Here is a 19047-nt window from a genome sequence, read left to right as displayed (position 1 = left end):
AGCCTCGGTGATTAATATGCCCGCTGGACTATCAGCATTATTAACCATGATAGGTGGTGTAGGACAACAATTATTAAATGCTTTTACTTATATTTTTGGTTGAGTATTTACTACTGGTGATGGTGGAACACTTACAAATTGACCAGTGTTAATTTCAATTGTATTTATGGTTCTTGTATTTATTAAGCAGTTTGTTGGTCATATTATCCATGGAACTCATTAGTAATTAGAAAGGAGTAAGCAAATGGTAAAGTTATTTTTTAGTTTGGTTTTTGTTTTACCTTTATTAGGTAGACTTTTACCGGTTGTTAATACATTGGTACAAACTATTTATATGCAGTATTTAAGTTCTTTTGCTGGGTTACATACTGTGACACTTTTTATTAAGTCGTTTTTTTATGATAGTTTATACACTTTTCTTTTGGCTATTCTTGCCTTAATAAATGTTAGTTTTGTATTTTATTTAATTTTAGGATTATTTAGATTTACAAGACATTAGGATGTGAAATTATGTTTATACCTTTTATTACAACTGTTATGCAATTATTTGCTTCAATTTTTATGAAGTTTTTTAGTTTTCCACTTGGTGATTTAGGTTTTAATTTAGGTACATTAATGATATTTTTGATTTTGCTTAGATTTGCATTTAGGGTTATTTTACCTGAGTTGATGTTACCAACATTAGCATTAAGACGTAATATTAAAACTATTGGTCGTTTTGCTAGTAATGTAAATAATGTTGTTGGTACAAGTATTGCCAAACATCATTTAAGAAAATTGGAACAAAAAGAAGTTAAAGAAAGAATGGAACGACGTGCTAATTACGTAAGACTTAAATATGGTGAATAGTTATGTCTAGTTTTGTTGTTAGTATATTACATTTTATTTTTATATTTTCTAGTAAAGATATTCAAATATTTTTAAATCAACCAAATATTACTAATGAAGTTTATATTTTGTTTAATTTAACTTTTTGGTTGGTATTAGGTGTATTTTTTAATTTTATTCATCGTAGTATTAAATTTGTTTTTAGGTCATTATTTGGGTAGGTGTTAAGTATGAGTGTTTTAGAAATTTACAATAAAATACATCAATGTATAGTTGATTATTGAACTATGTTTATAGGTAGTCCGGTTGACCAATTTACTACTATTTTATGAAATTTAGTAGTTTATGGAACTCAGTTTTTTATTGGATTTGTTTTATTTTATGGTTCATGGTGAATTTTAAAATGTTTATTTGGTAAATAATTATGTGATTTAAGTTTGCTAAATTATTTTTTGTTGTAAATACTTCTGTTCAAGCAGCGACTAGTTTAATTGCTTCAAATGACCCTAATGTTGTTAATTATGATATTACAAAAGAAATGGTTAAACATGTTAAATACCATAGTTTTGATGATTGAGCAACAATTCCATGAAATTCTGCTTATTTTGATGTTGACCAACCAGATTTAAAATTAGTAAGTGGTGAATTTATTGGTAATCAAGGTACTTATGTATGTTCTTATTATAGTGATACAGTTGGTGTTCCGTCACAAGAGATAAATATGGGGTCTGGTGTTTATACTTTTAATAGAAAACAATTGGATGAATTTTCACGTATTATGTTTAATCATAATTATGTTGCAGAAAAGAATACTAATCGTTTGAATTTTGTTAATAATGATAGGAGAGTTATAAATTTTCAAACACAGTTAAATTTTGAAATTGATAAACCTTTAAGTTTTTATATTCAAGGTTTTATGTTTTATTTTGAATATGAATATTTTAAAACTTTTACTGCTAATTTTGTTTTTAGTTTTTTAGATAATGTTGGTGATACAAAGTATGTTTTTAAAGGTAAGGTTGATAATGATATTTATCAACAAGATTTGTATAATTTTGTTACTATCCCTATTCGTGTTCCAAATTTAAGACATTTAACAGTATTTTTTGATGTTCATGGTGATTCATTTTCACATATGTCACCACGGTTAAATTTTGGTCAAATTAATATTTTTTCAAGTGAGAAAGTAACACCAGTCCCACCAAATAGTCCTTTTAACCCTCAGTATGAACGTGTTAGTTGATATGATGTTTTTGGTCATTTGCGTAATGCTTTTAGATGAGTACTTTATGGTGTTGTTGGTAAAGTTTTACCAGTTGAACCATTAAGACAATTTTTTACTAAACTTGATGGATTATTGAGACGTATTTTTGATGATACTATTAGTTCTGTTTTAAATGTTGATTTTACTAGTGGTTTAGAACAAGTTTTAACTTTATGAGTATTTTTAAAAGCAGTAGGATTTTTAGTTGGTTAGGAGTTGAAATAATGCCTTGATATGGTTATGTCCTTTTAGGAGTTTTATTATTAATAATACTGTATCCGTTTTTAATAACTAGAAAAAATATAAAGATATTACAACGTGTAGGTAGTTATATTATTTCAGCACCACCACGTACTGGTAAATCTGCTCTTGCTTGTTGTTTAGCACAAAAACATAAGGGTAGGGTAGTGTAAAGTCCTATTCCTATTAAAGTTCGTAATGAGTATAGTTATCGTTGTTCTTATGATGATGTTTTTAAATTTAATCAATTAAATAGTAATTATGCTTTTAAAGAGAATGATATGCTTGTTTTTGATGAATTAGGTTTAAAAATTAATAGTAATGATTTGTCACCCGAATTTAAAGAAATACAAGAAAGTTTAGGAATGTTTTGTAAATTAATAGGTCATAATTTTAATGGAATTATGTATATGATTGAACAACACCCCGATAGAATACCAAAACAAGCACGTGAAAAAGTAGAGTATATTGTGCAAGTTAAAAGAATGCGTATTTTGTTATTTTTAGTTAAGTTTAAATTAAATATTTATACTAATGTTGATGACTATAATAAAGTTGTATTATCTAAAAGACAAACAAAGCGAATAATTAAACGTGGTGGATTACCACCTAGTTATAGTGGTGAAACTATGACTTTTAGTTTATGATTTCCTAGGTCTTATTTACAAAGGTACAATAGTCGTGCTTTAAATTATATTCATTCTTTAAAGAGTGAATTAAGTACTGTTAAAGACTATGAACAGTCACAAGCATTAGATTTTACTGTTGATGATATTAGAGCAGTAGGATTAGATAAGTTGGATAATATATTACAAACTGAAAAGAAAGAAACTGAAAATACTGTATGCCGTACTTGTTATTATAGAAATAAATATTCTAAGAAAAATAAGAAAGATGTTAAAATAGAGTAAACCTATATTATTGGTCAAAGCCAACCAGAACCTTGGTTGGTTGGCCGTGGCGTTTACGCCACTGGGGTGAGTTGCGAAGCAACTAGGGGCAACGCCCCTATATACTTGAATAATTATTAATTTTTTACAATATTTAAATGAGGTATATATATGAAAAAACAATTATCATTTATGGGTGCATTATTATTATCAAGTGCAGTCACTGCTAGTACAACGGCATGTAATAATCTAACTATATTCAAAAAAGATTTAAAAAAAGATTTAACACAAACAGATTTAAAAATTGTACCAGAGGAACATCGAGGAACAATACCTACAGATTATGAATTAAAATCACAACTATTTATTTTAAATCATGAACTTCATACTGATAATATTAAAATTATTAATAAAACCACTAATTATGCTTTTGTTGTTGGTGATGGTATTTTTTATAATCAAGATAAAATTAAAATTACTTATCAAATCCAAACTATTGATATTAGAACAATAATTGTTGATGGAGCATCCATTGGTAATTTTAGTACTAATGGTCAAAAACCTACTGTGGAAGCTGTTTACAGTCGTATTCAAGAAAAATATTCTAATTTAGAAATGGATCGTCTTAAAATTGACATTATTTCTAATAAAGAAGCAACTATTACAGGTATTACGGGTAATGATGTTATTGCTCTTTATACTGGTAAGGTAACAGTTACATTTAGTACTAATGATAGTGTTGATTTAAGTACTATTATTAATAAAAAAGATTTAACGGTTAAGACCAACGGTCATGATATACCATCAAATAATGATGTAATGAGAGCATTACGTGATACTTACCAAGAAAAGTTAGATACTTCTTTTATTGCAATAGAAATTACTGCTACTAATAGTGCCACTATTACTAGTACAAATCAAAAAAAATATACTGGTAAAGTAATACTAAATTTAAATATTGATATTAGAATTGCTCTTAAAGACGTTATTAATAAGGGATTAGATAAAATTGCTATTATAGGAAAAGTAATAACTTTAGAAGATGTTAATAGTGCATTGAAAAAACAATATTGAAGCTTAAATATGAATGCTATTCAAGTAACGTTGCAAAATAATAGTGTTACTATTAAATCTATTAATCAATATGTATACACTGGTCCTAATGTAGTAATTGATAATTTACTTATTGATTTCAATAGTGTTTTAAATAATAAATTACCAACTTTTAATATTCCTGGACAAAACAAACCAAGTAAAGGACAATTAATTTCAGCACTTAAAACCGCTAACTATAATCTTGATGTAAGCAAAATTATAGTTGATAAAATTACTGATAATAGTGCAGTTATTAATGGTGATGGTAAATTTTATAGCAATGATAGTATTGTTGTTACTTATGATTGTGATAAAACAGAACTTTTAAGTGATGTTTTTAAAAATTTAAATTTAGGAACAATTAAAACTAATGGATTATCAAAACCAAATATTGAAGAAATTAAAACTGCGATTAGTAAAAGTAATCCAAATGTAAAGTTAGATGCAATTAAATTTAGTGAAAATGATATTACTAATCAACAAGTAACTATTAGTGGTGATGAAATTATTTATAAAGGGAAGATAGTTGCTGATTTTACTATTGATAGTAGTAGTATTAATAATGATCAACTAAATTATAATTATAGTGAAACTAATAGTGTTGGTTCATTAAAAAGTACTTGAACCAGCCCCGATATTACTCTATTATCTAATTGAACAAATTATGCACCAGATTGAGATAGTTTTTCTAATAAGTTTAGTAAATTAAGTTTTGGTGATAATTCGTATTTTAGTCTTTATTGTAATACTTATACTGATCAAAAATTAAAAGGTTCGCAATTAAGTATTAGTACTAATGATATTAATAATTATAGAAACAAAAATATATTTGAGCTTAGTTATTATTATGATGGTGGATTTTGAGGAGCCTTTCTTGAATTACATGGTTATATTCATATTTGACATGACGAAGAAAATGTTTATGTAAGCATTAATTGAAGCATTGATACAGTTAAATGTTTCCGTGATCGACTATGGAATATTAACTTGCAAGGTGTAACCTTTAGTTAGAATTTAACAGATTATATTTATTTAGTTTTACTGTTAATCATATAATTTTGAAATATTAATTTTTATTAAAAAGATAAATGAGAGATAATACTCTCATTTTTAATATCTTTTTATATAAATTAAGTAAATAACTAAAAAAGGATATACAAAGTAAGTTTAAAAATTAAAATTAATAATTATTAATTTATAATTATTATAAACTTAATATAGTTTTTATTTTAAAATAAATAAGTTTAGATTGAAAGGAAAAAAATGATGAATAGAGAGCAAGAAATAAATATATTAAATATAGAAATAAGTTTAATTGAACAAAAAATGGCTATTATTAAAAGTAATTTAGCAACTTTTATCAAAAATATAAGTGATAATCAAAGACAAGTATCTAATTATTTAGAAGAACTTAAAAGAGAAGATTTAGAACATAAAAAATTATTATCTTCACCATGTTTAGAAAAAAGTGGAAATTGTCAAGAAAATAGAGCAATGAGAGAAAAAATTACATTTCATTGAAGACATATTAAATATATTGAAGGAAAAATTATTAACTTAGAATTTTTAATTAAAAATCAAGAACAAGAAAAAAACAATTTAAAATCTGAAATGAATTTATTAAGGATAGAAAAAGATAAAAAAATAGAATTTTAGAACAACAAAAAAATAATTTCAATAACATTAAGAGTATTGTTAATCATGAAAAAAAAGTATAATGATAGTAATAAACCCAATACAAGTTATAGTAAATTAATATAATTGAAGTAATTATATAAGATTACTATTTAATTTAGGGAATGTTTAGTAATCTGTGTGACTTACAAAAATAACTATGTTTAATTAATTCTAGTAAATATAATTTATATATCTAGAAAGAGTGAGTTACAGATGGCTAAAAAAGATAATCTTAATAACAATGATCCAATATCAAAAGCAGTAGATTTATTATTAGAAAATACTGAGGATTTAACAACAGTTTTTAAAGAGGGAGGCTTATATAAAGAATTAACTAAACGATTGGTAGAAAAAATGTTGAATTCTGAGATGCAAAATTATTTAGGACACGAAAGAAATCAACGCAGTAATAATGACAATGTTCGTAATGGTACAACATCAAAAAAATTAATAACTCAACAAGGTAAAATTGAAATTGATGTACCAAGAGATCGTAATAGTAATTTTGAACCAGTAATAATCACAAAAAGACAGAGAAGATTTGATGGTTTTGATCAACAAGTTCTTTCACTATATGCAAAAGGTATGACTTTATCAGATATTAGAATGCAGTTGCAAGAGTTATATGATGGCGCAGATATTAGCGAAAGCGTAATTAGTCAAATTACTGATGATGTCATTGATGATGTCAAAGCATGGCAAAATCGTCCATTAGATAGTGTTTATCCAATCATTTATTTTGATTGTATCGTAGTTAAAGTACGTCAGGATAAACGTATTATTAACAAATCAGTTTATATAGCTTTAGGAGTTGATTTAGAAGGTAAAAAAGATGTTTTAGGTTTATGAATTAGTGAAAATGAAGGTGCTAAATTCTGATTAAATAATTTTACAGAAATGAAAAATCGAGGCTTAAATGATATTCTTATTGCTTGTAGTGATAATTTAACAGGCATGTCAGAGGCAATACAATCAGTTTATCCTAAAACTGAACATCAATTATGCATAGTTCATCAAATTAGAAATAGCTTAAAATATGTTTCATACAAACATCGAAAGTCTCTAGTTATCGATTTAAAGCCAATTTATACAGCATGTAGTGAAGAACAAGCAATGCAAGCTTTAGAATCATTTGAAAGTAAATGAAATAAACAATATCCACAAATTGCTAAATCTTGATATAAAAATTGAGAAAATTTAATGGTTTTTATTAGTTATCCAGCAGAAATTAAAAGGGTAATTTATACTACAAATGCTATTGAATCTGTTAATAGCCAATTACGAAAAGTTATTAGAAATAAAAAAGTTTTTCCTAATGATATGGCAGTTTTTAAAATTTTTTACTTAGCAATTGAAAATATCACAAAAAAATGAACATTGCCTATTCAAAATTGAAATACAGCAATTGCTCATTTTATGATAAAATTTGAAGACAGAATTAATCTGAACTAGTACTTTGTAAAACAAAGAAACACAGATTACTAAAAAGCCTCTTAATTTATTTACAAAAAAGTTATCATTTCTGATAACTTTTTTTGTATGTTTATTTATATTATTGAAGAATTTTATTTAAGTAAGGTTGTTGAAAGTTGATTTTGAAAGTAATGAAAATCAAATTTAATTTATTCTATTTATTCTGTAGGAGCTATTCCACAATCAATTCTATGGATACTTACATTACCAAAATGGATTTCTAAAAAACTTTTGAGTTTGGAAAATTTTCTGTTACTGGTGTTCAAGTGTTACTATCACTAAAAAATTGTGTAGAAATTTTTGTATTTAGTATTTTAATTAGTTCATCAAATTGTTTTTGTTTATCATTACTTTTAAATTTTAATTTAAAACTAGTAATCGGATTACCTTGTCTAAAACCTTCTTCTGTTGTTAATTTTAAAGTACTTTTATTAAATATAATATTAGTAATAATTATATTATTAATACCTAATTGATTATTTTTGCTTGTATTGATAGTATAAGATGTAATAAGTTTATCAATTTTGTCATCTTTGTTTACAATATCAATTTGACAAGTACCGTCACTAACTTGAAAGTCATTTTCATTATTTTCTGTAATTTTGCCTAGATTACTATTTCTAACTTTTGCAATTAAATTACTAATTTCATTAACATCATAACTTGAATAATCCTGATTTTCATTACCAGATGTATATCCTAATTCTTGTAAAAATGCTGAGCATGCTCATTTCTTGCTTTATATTTTTTTGAAGTAGAACCTGTAATTAATAATTTATTTTTAAAGAGATTATCGGGTGTAATTAATGAATCATCGGCAATAATTAAATATTTTTCGTTATTACTATCATAACTTAATTTTTGTTGGATTAAACTTATTGTTATAGGTTATTAAAAAAGTTTCGATCAACTGGTTTTTGTAAAATCAAAATTAATGATTTTAGAAATTTATTAGATATTCCCAAAAATTATAATATGTGTGATATTGATAAGCGTGTTTTAAAACCAATTAATAATGAATTAAAAGTGTTATTTAAAAATTTAATAATTAAAAAAATCAAAAAACAAATTAAGGTTGAATATATAGAATTTAATTTTAATAAACAATTAAGAATTAAGAGTAACTTAAATAAAATTAAAACTTCTAATTTAACAAATATTACTAAATTGCAATGAAATAGCAATTCTATTGTTTTAAGTGATAATTCTGATGAAGTAGTTTGGGATTATAATGATTAAAAATTAGAAATTTAAGTATTAAATTTTCTTTTATTTACGATATAATTATTAAGTTATCGGTGCGGTCTTTGATCGGGTGGCATTGGTAACGATTTTTTATTTTTATTTGCAATTTAAAATAAATGTGATAAATTTAAATTATAAATTATAAAAATTAAATACTAAATAGGTACACCCGATCACTATAGAGACCTATCTATAAAAATATATTTTATATCTTTCTTTTTCATAAGGAAGTTTAAAAGTAATTGAGTTGTAACCTATACTGGTTACGATTTTTATTTTTAAAACTACTTTGAAAGGAAGATATTTTTTATGAAAAAATTACATAATTATGGAACATTTAATAATGATTTATATGAAGTCAAGATTAGAGATGAAAATAATCTTAATAAAAATTTAGGAACAAGATATGTTAATGCCAATAGATTATTAAAAGAAAGAAGAAACTGAAATAAATGTATAAATAAAAAATTAATTGAATGAAGTAGCAAGACAGAACAAGAAATTAATTGTGAAATAAAAGAAGCAGAATATAAATTGGATTGTGAGAAAAAACATATAGAGTATCACCCAATTCAACATGTTTAGGGGTGCAATCATGAAATCTAATTATTGTTATAGAAGACCAACTGTTGTAATTAAAACTAAATTTAAATTAGTGAAATTTGATATGTATCTTTGTAGCGAACATAGTAAAAAAGAAATAGTTTTTTTAAACAATGAATGAAAAAGAAAAGAGGGCGATAATAATGCAATTATCAAATAAAGAATTAGAACTTTTATCAACTTATCAAAACTGATTAAAGAAAAATAAATTTAATGATAAGTGCAATGCTTATTTTATTTCTCAAACTGGCATGTTAGTTTTTCAAGTATGAGATTTAGAAAAACTTATAAGTGAAACTATTTGATTAAAAACTGACAATCAAGAATGACAATTTTATATTAAAACTTTAAGTGAAAAAATAAAACACGAAGCAGGAGATTTTGATATGTATTTATGTAATTAATGCTTTCCCAAAACAAGTATTAAAAAATCATATTAAAGAATATGCAATTATTGAAAAAGCTGTTATTTCTAAAAAAACTATAATGAATTTAAAAAGATTAGAAAAATTAGGTAATCCAATTCAAAAAATCAATGACGAATTAATAAAAAAAGGAGTAATTTAATAATGGGTAAAAATCTATTTGAAAAAACATTAAATGTAGACCGCACAGAAATAAATTTTAATAAGATAAAAGAAAATAAATTAAATCAAACATTAAATATTAATAATCCTTTTATACATGAAAGTAAATCTAATATAAATCATTATGATGTTATTACTGAAAATTCTGAAAATCAGAAAGTTAAAAATGTTAACATTACTTTATACGAAAATGATATATTAAAAATGAAATTTATAACACAAATGACAGGTGCTAAACTATCAAGTTTTGTTAGAAAATGTATTAATCAAGAATATCAAAAAAATATTAACAACAAAAAATAAAGTATAATGTCAAAATAAAAATATTATTTCTGGTTCACTAACTAATATTTTTATTGTACAATTATCTAGTTACTGGTGTGGCTTCCAAGGTAGCATCAGTAACGATTTTTTATTTTAATTTTATTTTAATTGTCAATATCAAGTGAAAATTTCCCAAAAAATATTTATAAAAAATAAATTTTTTTGGAAAGTTAAACAGGTTCTTAAATAAATACAAATTTCAAATAATCCCTAAAAAATTTAGTTCCAAATTTTTATTTGCGAACTTTTTTTATTTTTTTTTAAAAAAAGATTGCTTAATTTATAAAATTTGTTAAAAAATAAGAAGAACTAAATATTAGTTTTTAACCCATTAACTTTGAATTAAAGTTAATAGGTTTTTTTAAAATTGAAATAAAAAATAAAATAGGAATTAAAATATATGAACACAGAAAAAATATTAAAATTAGTTAATTCAGAAGAAATAAATGATTGATATAATCTTTTTAATAAAAAAATAAAGCAAGAACAGTTAAAAAATTCAAAACAAAGCCAATTATATAGGACAAAATATAAAGATAATAATAATTTTCAATTTGTTGAAGAATTAGAATTATTATATAATATATTACCCAAATTAGATGAAAAATTAAGAAAAAAATATAAAATAAGAGATAAAATTGCAAAAAATATTAATAGTGCCAATGAAAGTAAAAAAGAAAAATTAATAAATAAATATGAAAAAGAAATGCAAATAATTAATGATAAAATACAAATTCTACTTCTTTTTAAAGAAGAAAAAATTGAGAAAGTTAAAAAATTAGAATTGAAAAGATGTGAATTATTAACAGCAGAATTTAAAAATAAAATGAAAGGATTAAGTTTATCAAAAGAAGATAGAGAAATACGAGATATTGAAAATAAAATATGAAAAATTATTTTAGATGATTATTTTCAAAATAAAAATCATAGAATTCTTAAATTAAATGAATATAGTGCTTGATTTAGTGAATTTGAAATTAAATTACGAGAAATAAAAGCAAATGGAACTGTTTGTGAAAAACGCGTTAAAGTATTAACAAATATAGCTAAAACACTATATATGGATGTAAAAAGAGACAAATCTTTTTTAGAAAGTGAAAATATAGAAACTGATGGTTTTGAAGACATAAGTCTAAACTCTTTTGATGATGAAGGTATTGGAGAATCAATAAATTCAACAGATTTACAAAATCAACCTTCAACAAGCGGATATAAACCAAAGTCACCACAAATGTAAAAATTAATAATTTTGTAAGGTTAAACCCTAAAAAAGAAATATATCCAAAAATCAACAAGTATGATAGTAAGGTTTTTTTTGATGTTCAAAATTTATTTAAAAATAATTTAAAGTTAATAAGTCAAAGCAATTATGATCTAATTTTTAGCAATAAAGATGGCAAATTTCTGTCAGGTAAAAAATGAATAGAAATATTATTTACAAGTAAAAATATTGATGATTATCATACAAATCTTAGACGAAATTTTGAAATATGTAATCAAAAATTATTATTTGAAAATAGCTACTTAGCCCTTTTTACTAGACCATTAATTTAAAAAAAACTTGAATGTATTCGAAAAACAATTGTGTTATACAATTAACACTAATTTTGACATGAAAGGATTTTTAATAATGGATAAAATTAAACAAATAGCATTAGTAATTAACAAGTTAAATATCAAACAAAAAATTCAAATTATTGATGATAGCAAAAACCAATATTCAATTAGATATCTTTGCCAACATCTTCAACTAAACCGATCAACATATTATTTTGTAAAAAACAAACAAAACCCTATTAAAAAAGAAAAAAATCAAATTAGTAATTGTACACATAAATATCAAGAATTATGCCAACTTTTACTTGAATTTCATTTTACAAGAAAAGGACAAATTTATGGCTATTTACGAATTTTTTCAGCATTTAAAGAATGATTAAAACAATACAAACATATTATTTTAAATCTAGAATTATCAACAAAACAAATGCGAAAAATTATGAAAGATCACAATCTTCAAGGATTAAAACAAACTAAAAATAACTATCCTAAAAACAAAAAAAATCCAAATAAGTGAATACCTACAATGGATAAAGTAAACAAAGATTATAAAAGTACAACCTCTTCAAATCAAATTTGATCAATGGACACTAAACAAATAAATACTAAAGAAGGTTGATTATATCTTTTTGTAATTATTGATTTTTATTCAAATAATATTGTAAGCTATAATACATGTTCAAACAAATCCTATCAAGATTTAATCCTTCCTGCACTTGAAAAAATAAATCAACAATTCTCTTGAAACCAAGTAAAAAACGTTATTTTACACTCAGATAACGCCAACGAATTTTATTGTCAAGACATCACAAATTGAGCTGCTGATAAGCAAATAATTTTAAGCAAAAAACAACCTTATGATATTGGTGGCAATGTAATATCTGAAAACTGATTTTCTCATTTATCTCAAGAATGACTACCTAAAGGTTCAAATCAATATTTTTCTCTCAATGAAGCTATAAATGATGTAAACCAATATATTATGTTTTATAATTACGAAAGAATACATTCTAAATTTCTAAAACCACCAATTTCACAAATAAAAATTTAAAACTGTCTATCCAAAAGTGGTCCAGTATTTAGGGCTAACCACCAACCACCTTAAATCATAGTTTAATGAATCTTGAAGTTATTGAAGCAATTATTAAAAGTGAAAATGAATTAGGAGTTGAAGTTTATGAAAAGTAATATTAATTTAAATGAATATATTGATCATACATTATTAAAACCAGAAGCAACATTATCAATGATTGATACATTATGTAAAGAAGCTAAAACTTATTATTTTAAAGCAGTTTGTATTAATCCATTTTATGTTAATCGTGCTGTTACTTTATTAAAAAATAGTAATGTTAAAGTATGTACAGTGGTTGGTTTTCCATTGGGTGCCAATACTACACAAACTAAAGTAGCAGAAACAATTAGTGCGATTAAAGATGGTGCTCAAGAAATTGATGTTGTTATTAATATTGGTGCACTAAAGGATAATGATCAAAAACTTATATTGCAAGATCTACAAGCAGTGCGTAATGCATGTCCGTCAAATATTATTTTAAAAGTAATAATTGAATGTAGTTTATTAACAACAGAACAAAAAATTATTGCTTGTCAGTTAGTAACTAAAATAAAAGCAGATTTTATTAAAACTTCAACTGGTTTTGCTAATGGTGGTGCAACGGTTGCTGATATTAAATTGATGAAAGCAAATATTGGTCCTCATGTTGCAATTAAAGCTTCTGGTGGTATTAAAAATCAAGATGATGCAATGGCGATGATTAATGCTGGTGCTACTAGAATTGGTACTAGTAATGGTGTTGCTATTATTTCAGGACAAGAAACTAAGGGTGGTTATTAATTAATGTAAATCAACAATTATATACTAAATATAAAAGAAAGAACAAAATATCTAAAATAGAAAATGAGAAAACAATAATCATTACTTCATTTATTTATTATCTTTAAATAATTAAAATCAATTTATGAAAACTAATAATTTTGATAAAAATTGATATTTAAGGATTGTTTTTAAAGAAGTTTTTTCTTTAATAGACAAAATTATTTTTGAAAAATGCTTATATTATTTTTTAAAAAAGATTGATTTTGATAGGAAAATTATTGAAAATAATACTGTTTAAAAATATTTAACATTGAATTTACTAAGCAAAGATAATTAATCATCAATTACGAAAAGTTATTAGAAATAAAAAAGTCTTTCTTAATGATATGGCAGTTTTCAAAATATTTTACTTAGTAATTAAAATATAACAAAAATTGAACAATTCATTTCAATTTTGAATAGGAATTGTTCAATTTATAATAAATTTAAAGATAGAATTAATCTGAACTAGTACTTTGCAAAACAAATATGTACAGGTTTCTAAAAAACCTCTTTCATTCTTTTATTTAGAGATCTTTGCTTTGATGGTATACTGTAAAATCTCATTTATTTCAATCGCCATCTCTATTTGTTTTGACTACTAAACCTTGTGATCCATCTGTTGGTAATTTTGTTCAAAAATTTCTTATTTCTGGAAAGTTTTTATAAAGAACGTTAAAACCTGTTTCTATATCTGTAAGTCAAATATTTGATTTAGTAGTATCAATTCGTGGAAACCTTCTTAGTTCTTCAAAAAGACGAGCTTCTGTAGAAACATTTGAAACATAAATATCTATCAAATTTTTAAATGTAAAATAATCAATTCAAATTTTTATATAATTTGCTTTCGTCATTCTATACTCGCTACTTCAAATGCTAAACAATTGGGAATCTCATCTTTTCAATTTGATGAATATTGCTTTTCATTTTGATTGAAAGTATTTTGTTCGTTTTTATTTTGTTGTGACATAATTGGTTTTACTCCTTGTTAATTTTATAATTTAAAAAAATCATATACAATAAAAGTTACTAATGAAAGTTACAATTTTTTTATCTAAATTTATTTAAGTAACATTAATAAATATAGTATTAAAATTTTTTTAATCGAAAATAGTATAATTAAAGGTGATAATATTTAAAATATAAATAAAAATGATTTTATTTCTCCATTTTATGTTAAAAGAAAAATTATCAAAGTTGATAATACAACTGTTAGTCAAAATAAAAAATGTTAAAAAAGAAAAAGAGAATTAGCCAAATATGAAAATAGAATATTAAAAATAGAAAATATAAATAAAAATGTTATTTTAGAAATTTATGAAAGAATGTTTGAGCAAGTAAAAGCTGAAATTAATTACTTACATAATGAACTAACTGAAGTTCAAAAAGAAATTGATATAAAAGACTGAAATATAGATAATTCGTTTCAATATAAATATGTAACACGATTATAAATAACTTATTTTAGGATTATAAAATAATTAAAATATTTTTTAATTTATAACAATAAATAAAATATTTGATTTATTAGTATTTTATTTCCAAAAATTTAAAAAACTTATCAAAAAAAAATAGATTTTTCTGATAAATCAATATATAATTTATGAGATACGAAAGTAAGGAGGCAACAGACTATGGCAGTACCAGCAAGAAGAACGTCAAAAATGCGTAAAAATACACGTCGTGCCCATGATAGTTTATCTGCAACAACTACAACTAACTGTTTAAATTGTGGAGCAATTACTAAATCACATCATGCCTGTATGAAATGCAAGACATACAAAGGTGTAAGTATTACTAATCCATTACAAGCAGAAAAAACATCATCAACAGAAAAAAAATAAAATATGAATATATCTTATCTTAGATTACCTTCCTCTTATTTATTTAAAATAATATTTTAAATAAATAAGAGGTTTTTTACTTTACAAAATTTTTTTATAATAGTTAATAATATATTAAAATATAGATTATAATTTATTAAAATAGACACTATTTATTATTAGGAAGTGTAGAGTATGAAAAATAAGGGCTATTATGATTTATTGTTAAAGATTAGTGATAATATTACCAATAATTTCCAAACATCACATATTAATGATGAAAAAGAATTAATTAAAGACATTGATCATTATTTAGTTAAACAATTAAATAATACTTTAATTGAACAATTAAAAACGATTAAATCACCAGAAGCAAAAATTGATTTTTTAAATCAAATCATAAGTAATTTTACTACTAATAAATTTAGTAATAACATTTTATTACAAGTAAATGATAGTATAATTGATAATCCTTTAACTTCTAATATTAGATTAAGTGACAATTATCTATTTACTAATGAAAACCAACAAGTATTAATTAATCATTTAAATCAGGAAATCAGAACTTCTGATGAAGTATACTTTATTTATCCTTTTATATCAAATTCAATTATAAATAAGTTACGTTCATCATTTACTTATGCTTTAAATCATAATATTACTATTAATTTTATTACTACTACTTTTGATGATATGGCTTTATTTGTTAATTTATATGCATTAGTTAAAATAATAAAAAAGTATCCTAATATTAAAGTTAAAGTTGAAAATAATTTAGAAAAACGTAGTGAAAGAATTCATATTAAAGCTGCCATCTTTAAACGAAATTCAGGTTTTTCTTCAGCAATAATTGGTTCATCAAATTTAACACAAAAAGGTTTAGCTAGTGGTCGTGAATGAAATATTAAAATTAATGAATTTGATAATAAGCAACTATATCAAAATATTTTAAATCAGTATTATAAATTATGAAATGATAATTTAGTTGATTTAAATGATGAACAACAACGATTACAATTACTATCGCGAATTGAATATAATCGATTGCTTGTAAATAAAAAAGATGAACAATGATTAGCAACTAATTATTTTCTTTATGATTTTCAAATTGCGTTAATTAATAAATTAAAGTTAAGAAGAAAACTTAAAAAAACAAAACATTTAATTGTCATGGCAACAGGTGTTGGTAAAACAGTAGTATCTGCTTTTGACTATTTAAATCAAATCAAAGAAAATAATAATCAAAAACCTTCAATTTTATTTTTAGCACATCAAAGAGAAATTATTGAACAAGCAATTATTACTTTTCGAAAAGTAATAAATGATAAAAAATTTGCAACTATTTTAAATAGTAAACAAAATAATTTTCAAGAACAATATTTATTTGCAACAGTACAAACTGTACATAGACATCTAAATAAGTTTAAACGTCAACAATTTGATATTATTATTTTTGATGAAGCTCATCATTTGGCTGCCAAAACTTTTCAGACAATTTTTAATTATTTTCATCCTAAACAAATTATTGGTTTAACAGCAACACCAGAACGAGAAGATAATAAAAACATTATTAATTATTTTGATAATGAGTTTGCACATGAATTACGATTGTGAGATGCAATTAATGAAAAACTTTTATCACCATTTGATTATTATTGTATTGATGACATTACTGCTGATTTAACTGGTATTGATTTAAATAATGATCAACAATTATTTAAAAAATTAAATACTGAAGCAAGAAATAAGTTATTATTAGATGTAATTAATGACTATATTGGATTTTATAGTAATCGGATTTGTTTAATTTTTTGTATTAACATTACTCATGCACAAATTGTTGCTAGATTTTTGCAAAATCAGGGCTTAAAATCAGACTTTTTAACAAGTAAAAATCAAACTAATCGTAGTAAAATAATTAATGATTTTAAAAATAGAATTATTAATTATTTATGTGTAGTAAATATTTTTAATGAAGGAATTGATATTCCTGAAATTGATACTATTATTTTATTACGACCAACTAATTCAAAAACAGTATATTTACAGCAATTAGGAAGAGGATTGAGAAAAACAGAAACTAAACATTGTTTAGAGGTTTATGATTTAATTGCTAATATTGATAAAAAATATGACATAACGATTGGTATTAAAAATCTTTCAAATTCACATATTATAAATGTTAATAAACAACTAACTAATAGTTTTAATTTACCTTATGGATGTACTATTACTTTAGAACCAAGAAGTCAAAACGTCATTTTAACTAATTTAAAGCAATGATATCAATCGCGAAAAAAAATTTATTTGGTAATTCAATCATACTATCAACTTTATAATGATAATGCTATTTTTAAAATATTAATTGATTATGATTTGACAATTCAAGAATTTTATAATTTTTTAAATGATTTTTATTTACGAATAGCAAAAAAAATAAAAAATTATCAAACCCATGATAATGATACTAATCGTAATCAAAATATCTTAAAACAATTCTTATTTTTAAATGATTATCAAATAGTTAATTATTTTTATTTAAGATTAAGTCAAGAATTAGATACTAAATTAATTAATTATCATTATGACAATTTATTAATAGCATCATTATTATATGAGGTTACAAGTAATAAAGTATTTAATCGTATTTTTCCAAATTTTAATGAAATACCATGTTTAGTTACAAATTTCATTGAAAATAACAAATTAGTTGTTAATGAACTAAAAATTATTCTTAAATATAAACTAGATTATGAAACATTATTACTTAATGAACATTTTAATCAAGATTACCCTTTATTATCTTATCAATCAACATTTACTGTGCATCAGGCACTATGTGCAATTAATCATGTTAATTTTAATAAAAAACTTGGACCTTTAAAAATTATTGCCTTTCAAGCAGGTCATTTGACATTTAATGAAAATAAATCAGTAATTTTTGCAGATATTGATGGAACAAATTATGGTAAATTAACTAGTTATAATAAATTAACAAAAGAATATTACTGATCAATACCAGAAAATAAAACGATTAATTCAAAATTAGTGAAAGATTTACAAAATAATAATATTGAAAAAATATTATTTTTAAATAATGATTGTAATAAAAAATTTAAAAATCTTGCTTTAAAGTTGTATGACTTTATTGGTATTGGTCAATATCAATTAACAATTAAAAGTGATTATATTACTATTAAATTTTTAATAGAATAAATAATATTTTATTTTTTTAATTTTATAAAAAATTTTAATAATTTTAATTTTAAAAAAATAATGCTTTTTTATGATAATTAGGTTGACAATAATTATGGCATGTTGTACTATTGTTATTGTCCCAAAAATAAATGGGTTACAAACTAGAAAAAACGATCTTTGAAAACTAAATAGAACAAGAATTAATCCGTCAATTTTTTATTAAAAATTAAATAAGTCAGACATCATCTTTTAACAAAAACAATTTTATTGAGAGTTTGATCCTGGCTCAGGATTAACGCTGGCGGCATGCCTAATACATGCAAGTCGAACGAAAGTAGCAATACTTTAGTGGCGAACGGGTGAGTAA

The 19047-nt window shown here is 23.2% G+C and carries 21 protein-coding genes, 1 rRNA gene and 1 pseudogene; 22 read left to right on the top strand and 1 reads right to left on the bottom strand.

What is annotated here, in order from left to right; translation table 4 throughout:
- Nucleotides 1-16 precede the first annotated feature (16 nt).
- The 19 genes and pseudogenes from SPIRDC1_RS05205 to SPIRDC1_RS10595 form a co-directional block, all read left to right on the top strand.
- Nucleotides 17-223, top strand: coding sequence for a hypothetical protein (locus SPIRDC1_RS05205; protein ID WP_174480862.1), 207 nt, complete (start codon nt 17-19; stop codon nt 221-223).
- 287 nt (nt 224-510) lie between these two features.
- Nucleotides 511-849 (top strand): hypothetical protein, encoded by a 339-nt coding sequence (locus SPIRDC1_RS05200; protein ID WP_174480861.1) that lies wholly within the window; start codon nt 511-513, stop codon nt 847-849.
- A gap of 209 nt (nt 850-1058) precedes the next feature.
- A complete protein-coding gene (locus SPIRDC1_RS05195; protein ID WP_174480860.1) occupies nt 1059-1250 on the top strand; it encodes a hypothetical protein in 192 nt (63 codons plus the stop codon).
- A gap of 2 nt (nt 1251-1252) precedes the next feature.
- Nucleotides 1253-2305, top strand: a complete 1053-nt coding sequence (locus tag SPIRDC1_RS05190; RefSeq protein WP_174480859.1) for a hypothetical protein — start codon at nt 1253-1255, stop codon at nt 2303-2305.
- Nucleotides 2306-2316: 11 nt separating this feature from the next.
- Entirely contained in the window at nt 2317-2505 is a 189-nt protein-coding gene (locus SPIRDC1_RS05185; RefSeq protein ID WP_174480858.1) for a hypothetical protein, read from the top strand.
- Nucleotides 2506-2613: 108 nt separating this feature from the next.
- The gene (locus tag SPIRDC1_RS05180; RefSeq protein ID WP_174480857.1) at nt 2614-3243 is read left to right on the top strand and encodes a hypothetical protein; all 630 of its coding nucleotides are present in this window, start codon (nt 2614-2616) and stop codon (nt 3241-3243) included.
- A gap of 150 nt (nt 3244-3393) precedes the next feature.
- The gene (locus SPIRDC1_RS05175) at nt 3394-5328 is read left to right on the top strand and encodes a hypothetical protein (protein ID WP_174480856.1); all 1935 of its coding nucleotides are present in this window, start codon (nt 3394-3396) and stop codon (nt 5326-5328) included.
- Nucleotides 5329-5580: 252 nt separating this feature from the next.
- The gene (locus SPIRDC1_RS05170) at nt 5581-5973 is read left to right on the top strand and encodes a hypothetical protein (RefSeq protein WP_174480855.1); all 393 of its coding nucleotides are present in this window, start codon (nt 5581-5583) and stop codon (nt 5971-5973) included.
- Nucleotides 5974-6207: 234 nt separating this feature from the next.
- Nucleotides 6208-7446: an IS256 family transposase gene (locus tag SPIRDC1_RS05165; RefSeq protein ID WP_174479940.1), complete on the top strand. Its 1239-nt coding sequence runs from the start codon at nt 6208-6210 to the stop codon at nt 7444-7446.
- A 909-nt stretch (nt 7447-8355) separates the two neighbouring features.
- Nucleotides 8356-8706: a replication initiation protein gene (locus SPIRDC1_RS05160; protein ID WP_174481090.1), complete on the top strand. Its 351-nt coding sequence runs from the start codon at nt 8356-8358 to the stop codon at nt 8704-8706.
- Nucleotides 8707-9021: 315 nt separating this feature from the next.
- Nucleotides 9022-9297: a hypothetical protein gene (locus tag SPIRDC1_RS05155; RefSeq protein WP_174480854.1), complete on the top strand. Its 276-nt coding sequence runs from the start codon at nt 9022-9024 to the stop codon at nt 9295-9297.
- Between the two features lie 10 nt (nt 9298-9307).
- Entirely contained in the window at nt 9308-9475 is a 168-nt protein-coding gene (locus SPIRDC1_RS05150) for a hypothetical protein (protein ID WP_174480853.1), read from the top strand.
- Nucleotides 9459-9719, top strand: coding sequence for a hypothetical protein (locus tag SPIRDC1_RS05145; RefSeq protein ID WP_174480852.1), 261 nt, complete (start codon nt 9459-9461; stop codon nt 9717-9719). The genes SPIRDC1_RS05150 and SPIRDC1_RS05145 overlap by 17 nt, the downstream gene beginning before the upstream one ends.
- On the top strand, nt 9697-9882 hold the full coding sequence (locus SPIRDC1_RS05140; protein ID WP_174480851.1) for a hypothetical protein: 186 nt from the start codon (nt 9697-9699) through the stop codon (nt 9880-9882). Before SPIRDC1_RS05145 ends, SPIRDC1_RS05140 begins: the two co-directional genes overlap by 23 nt.
- Before the next feature lie 2 nt (nt 9883-9884).
- Nucleotides 9885-10205, top strand: coding sequence for a hypothetical protein (locus SPIRDC1_RS05135; protein ID WP_174480850.1), 321 nt, complete (start codon nt 9885-9887; stop codon nt 10203-10205).
- A gap of 421 nt (nt 10206-10626) precedes the next feature.
- Complete coding sequence (locus SPIRDC1_RS05130; protein ID WP_174480849.1) at nt 10627-11463, top strand: hypothetical protein; 837 nt, start codon at nt 10627-10629, stop codon at nt 11461-11463.
- 375 nt (nt 11464-11838) lie between these two features.
- Complete coding sequence (locus tag SPIRDC1_RS05125) at nt 11839-12834, top strand: IS3 family transposase (RefSeq protein WP_174479968.1); 996 nt, start codon at nt 11839-11841, stop codon at nt 12832-12834.
- A gap of 126 nt (nt 12835-12960) precedes the next feature.
- Nucleotides 12961-13638 carry a deoxyribose-phosphate aldolase gene (gene deoC / locus SPIRDC1_RS05120; protein WP_233214988.1) on the top strand — a complete coding sequence of 226 codons (678 nt, stop codon included), beginning with the start codon at nt 12961-12963 and terminating at the stop codon, nt 13636-13638.
- 314 nt (nt 13639-13952) lie between these two features.
- A pseudogene (locus SPIRDC1_RS10595) lies at nt 13953-14131 on the top strand (IS256 family transposase); the annotation flags it as partial.
- A gap of 55 nt (nt 14132-14186) precedes the next feature.
- Here SPIRDC1_RS10595 and SPIRDC1_RS05115 read toward each other — a convergent pair.
- Nucleotides 14187-14564, bottom strand: coding sequence for a hypothetical protein (locus SPIRDC1_RS05115; protein ID WP_233214987.1), 378 nt, complete (start codon nt 14562-14564; stop codon nt 14187-14189).
- A gap of 729 nt (nt 14565-15293) precedes the next feature.
- On the opposite strand from SPIRDC1_RS05115, the gene rpmF reads away from it, so the two are divergent.
- From rpmF to SPIRDC1_RS05100, 3 genes are all read left to right on the top strand, one after another.
- The gene (rpmF, locus tag SPIRDC1_RS05110) at nt 15294-15503 is read left to right on the top strand and encodes a 50S ribosomal protein L32 (protein WP_174480847.1); all 210 of its coding nucleotides are present in this window, start codon (nt 15294-15296) and stop codon (nt 15501-15503) included.
- A gap of 174 nt (nt 15504-15677) precedes the next feature.
- On the top strand, nt 15678-18698 hold the full coding sequence (locus tag SPIRDC1_RS05105; RefSeq protein ID WP_174480846.1) for a DEAD/DEAH box helicase family protein: 3021 nt from the start codon (nt 15678-15680) through the stop codon (nt 18696-18698).
- Nucleotides 18699-18943: 245 nt separating this feature from the next.
- Nucleotides 18944-19047 (top strand): 16S ribosomal RNA (locus SPIRDC1_RS05100); the annotation flags it as partial.

The sequence above is a fragment of the Spiroplasma endosymbiont of Danaus chrysippus genome (genome assembly GCF_902809815.1).
GTDB lineage: Bacteria > Bacillota_I > Bacilli_A > Mycoplasmatales > VBWQ01 > Spiroplasma_E.
Note: the sequence above shows the minus strand (reverse complement) of the source record. Positions and strands in the feature narration are given on the sequence as shown.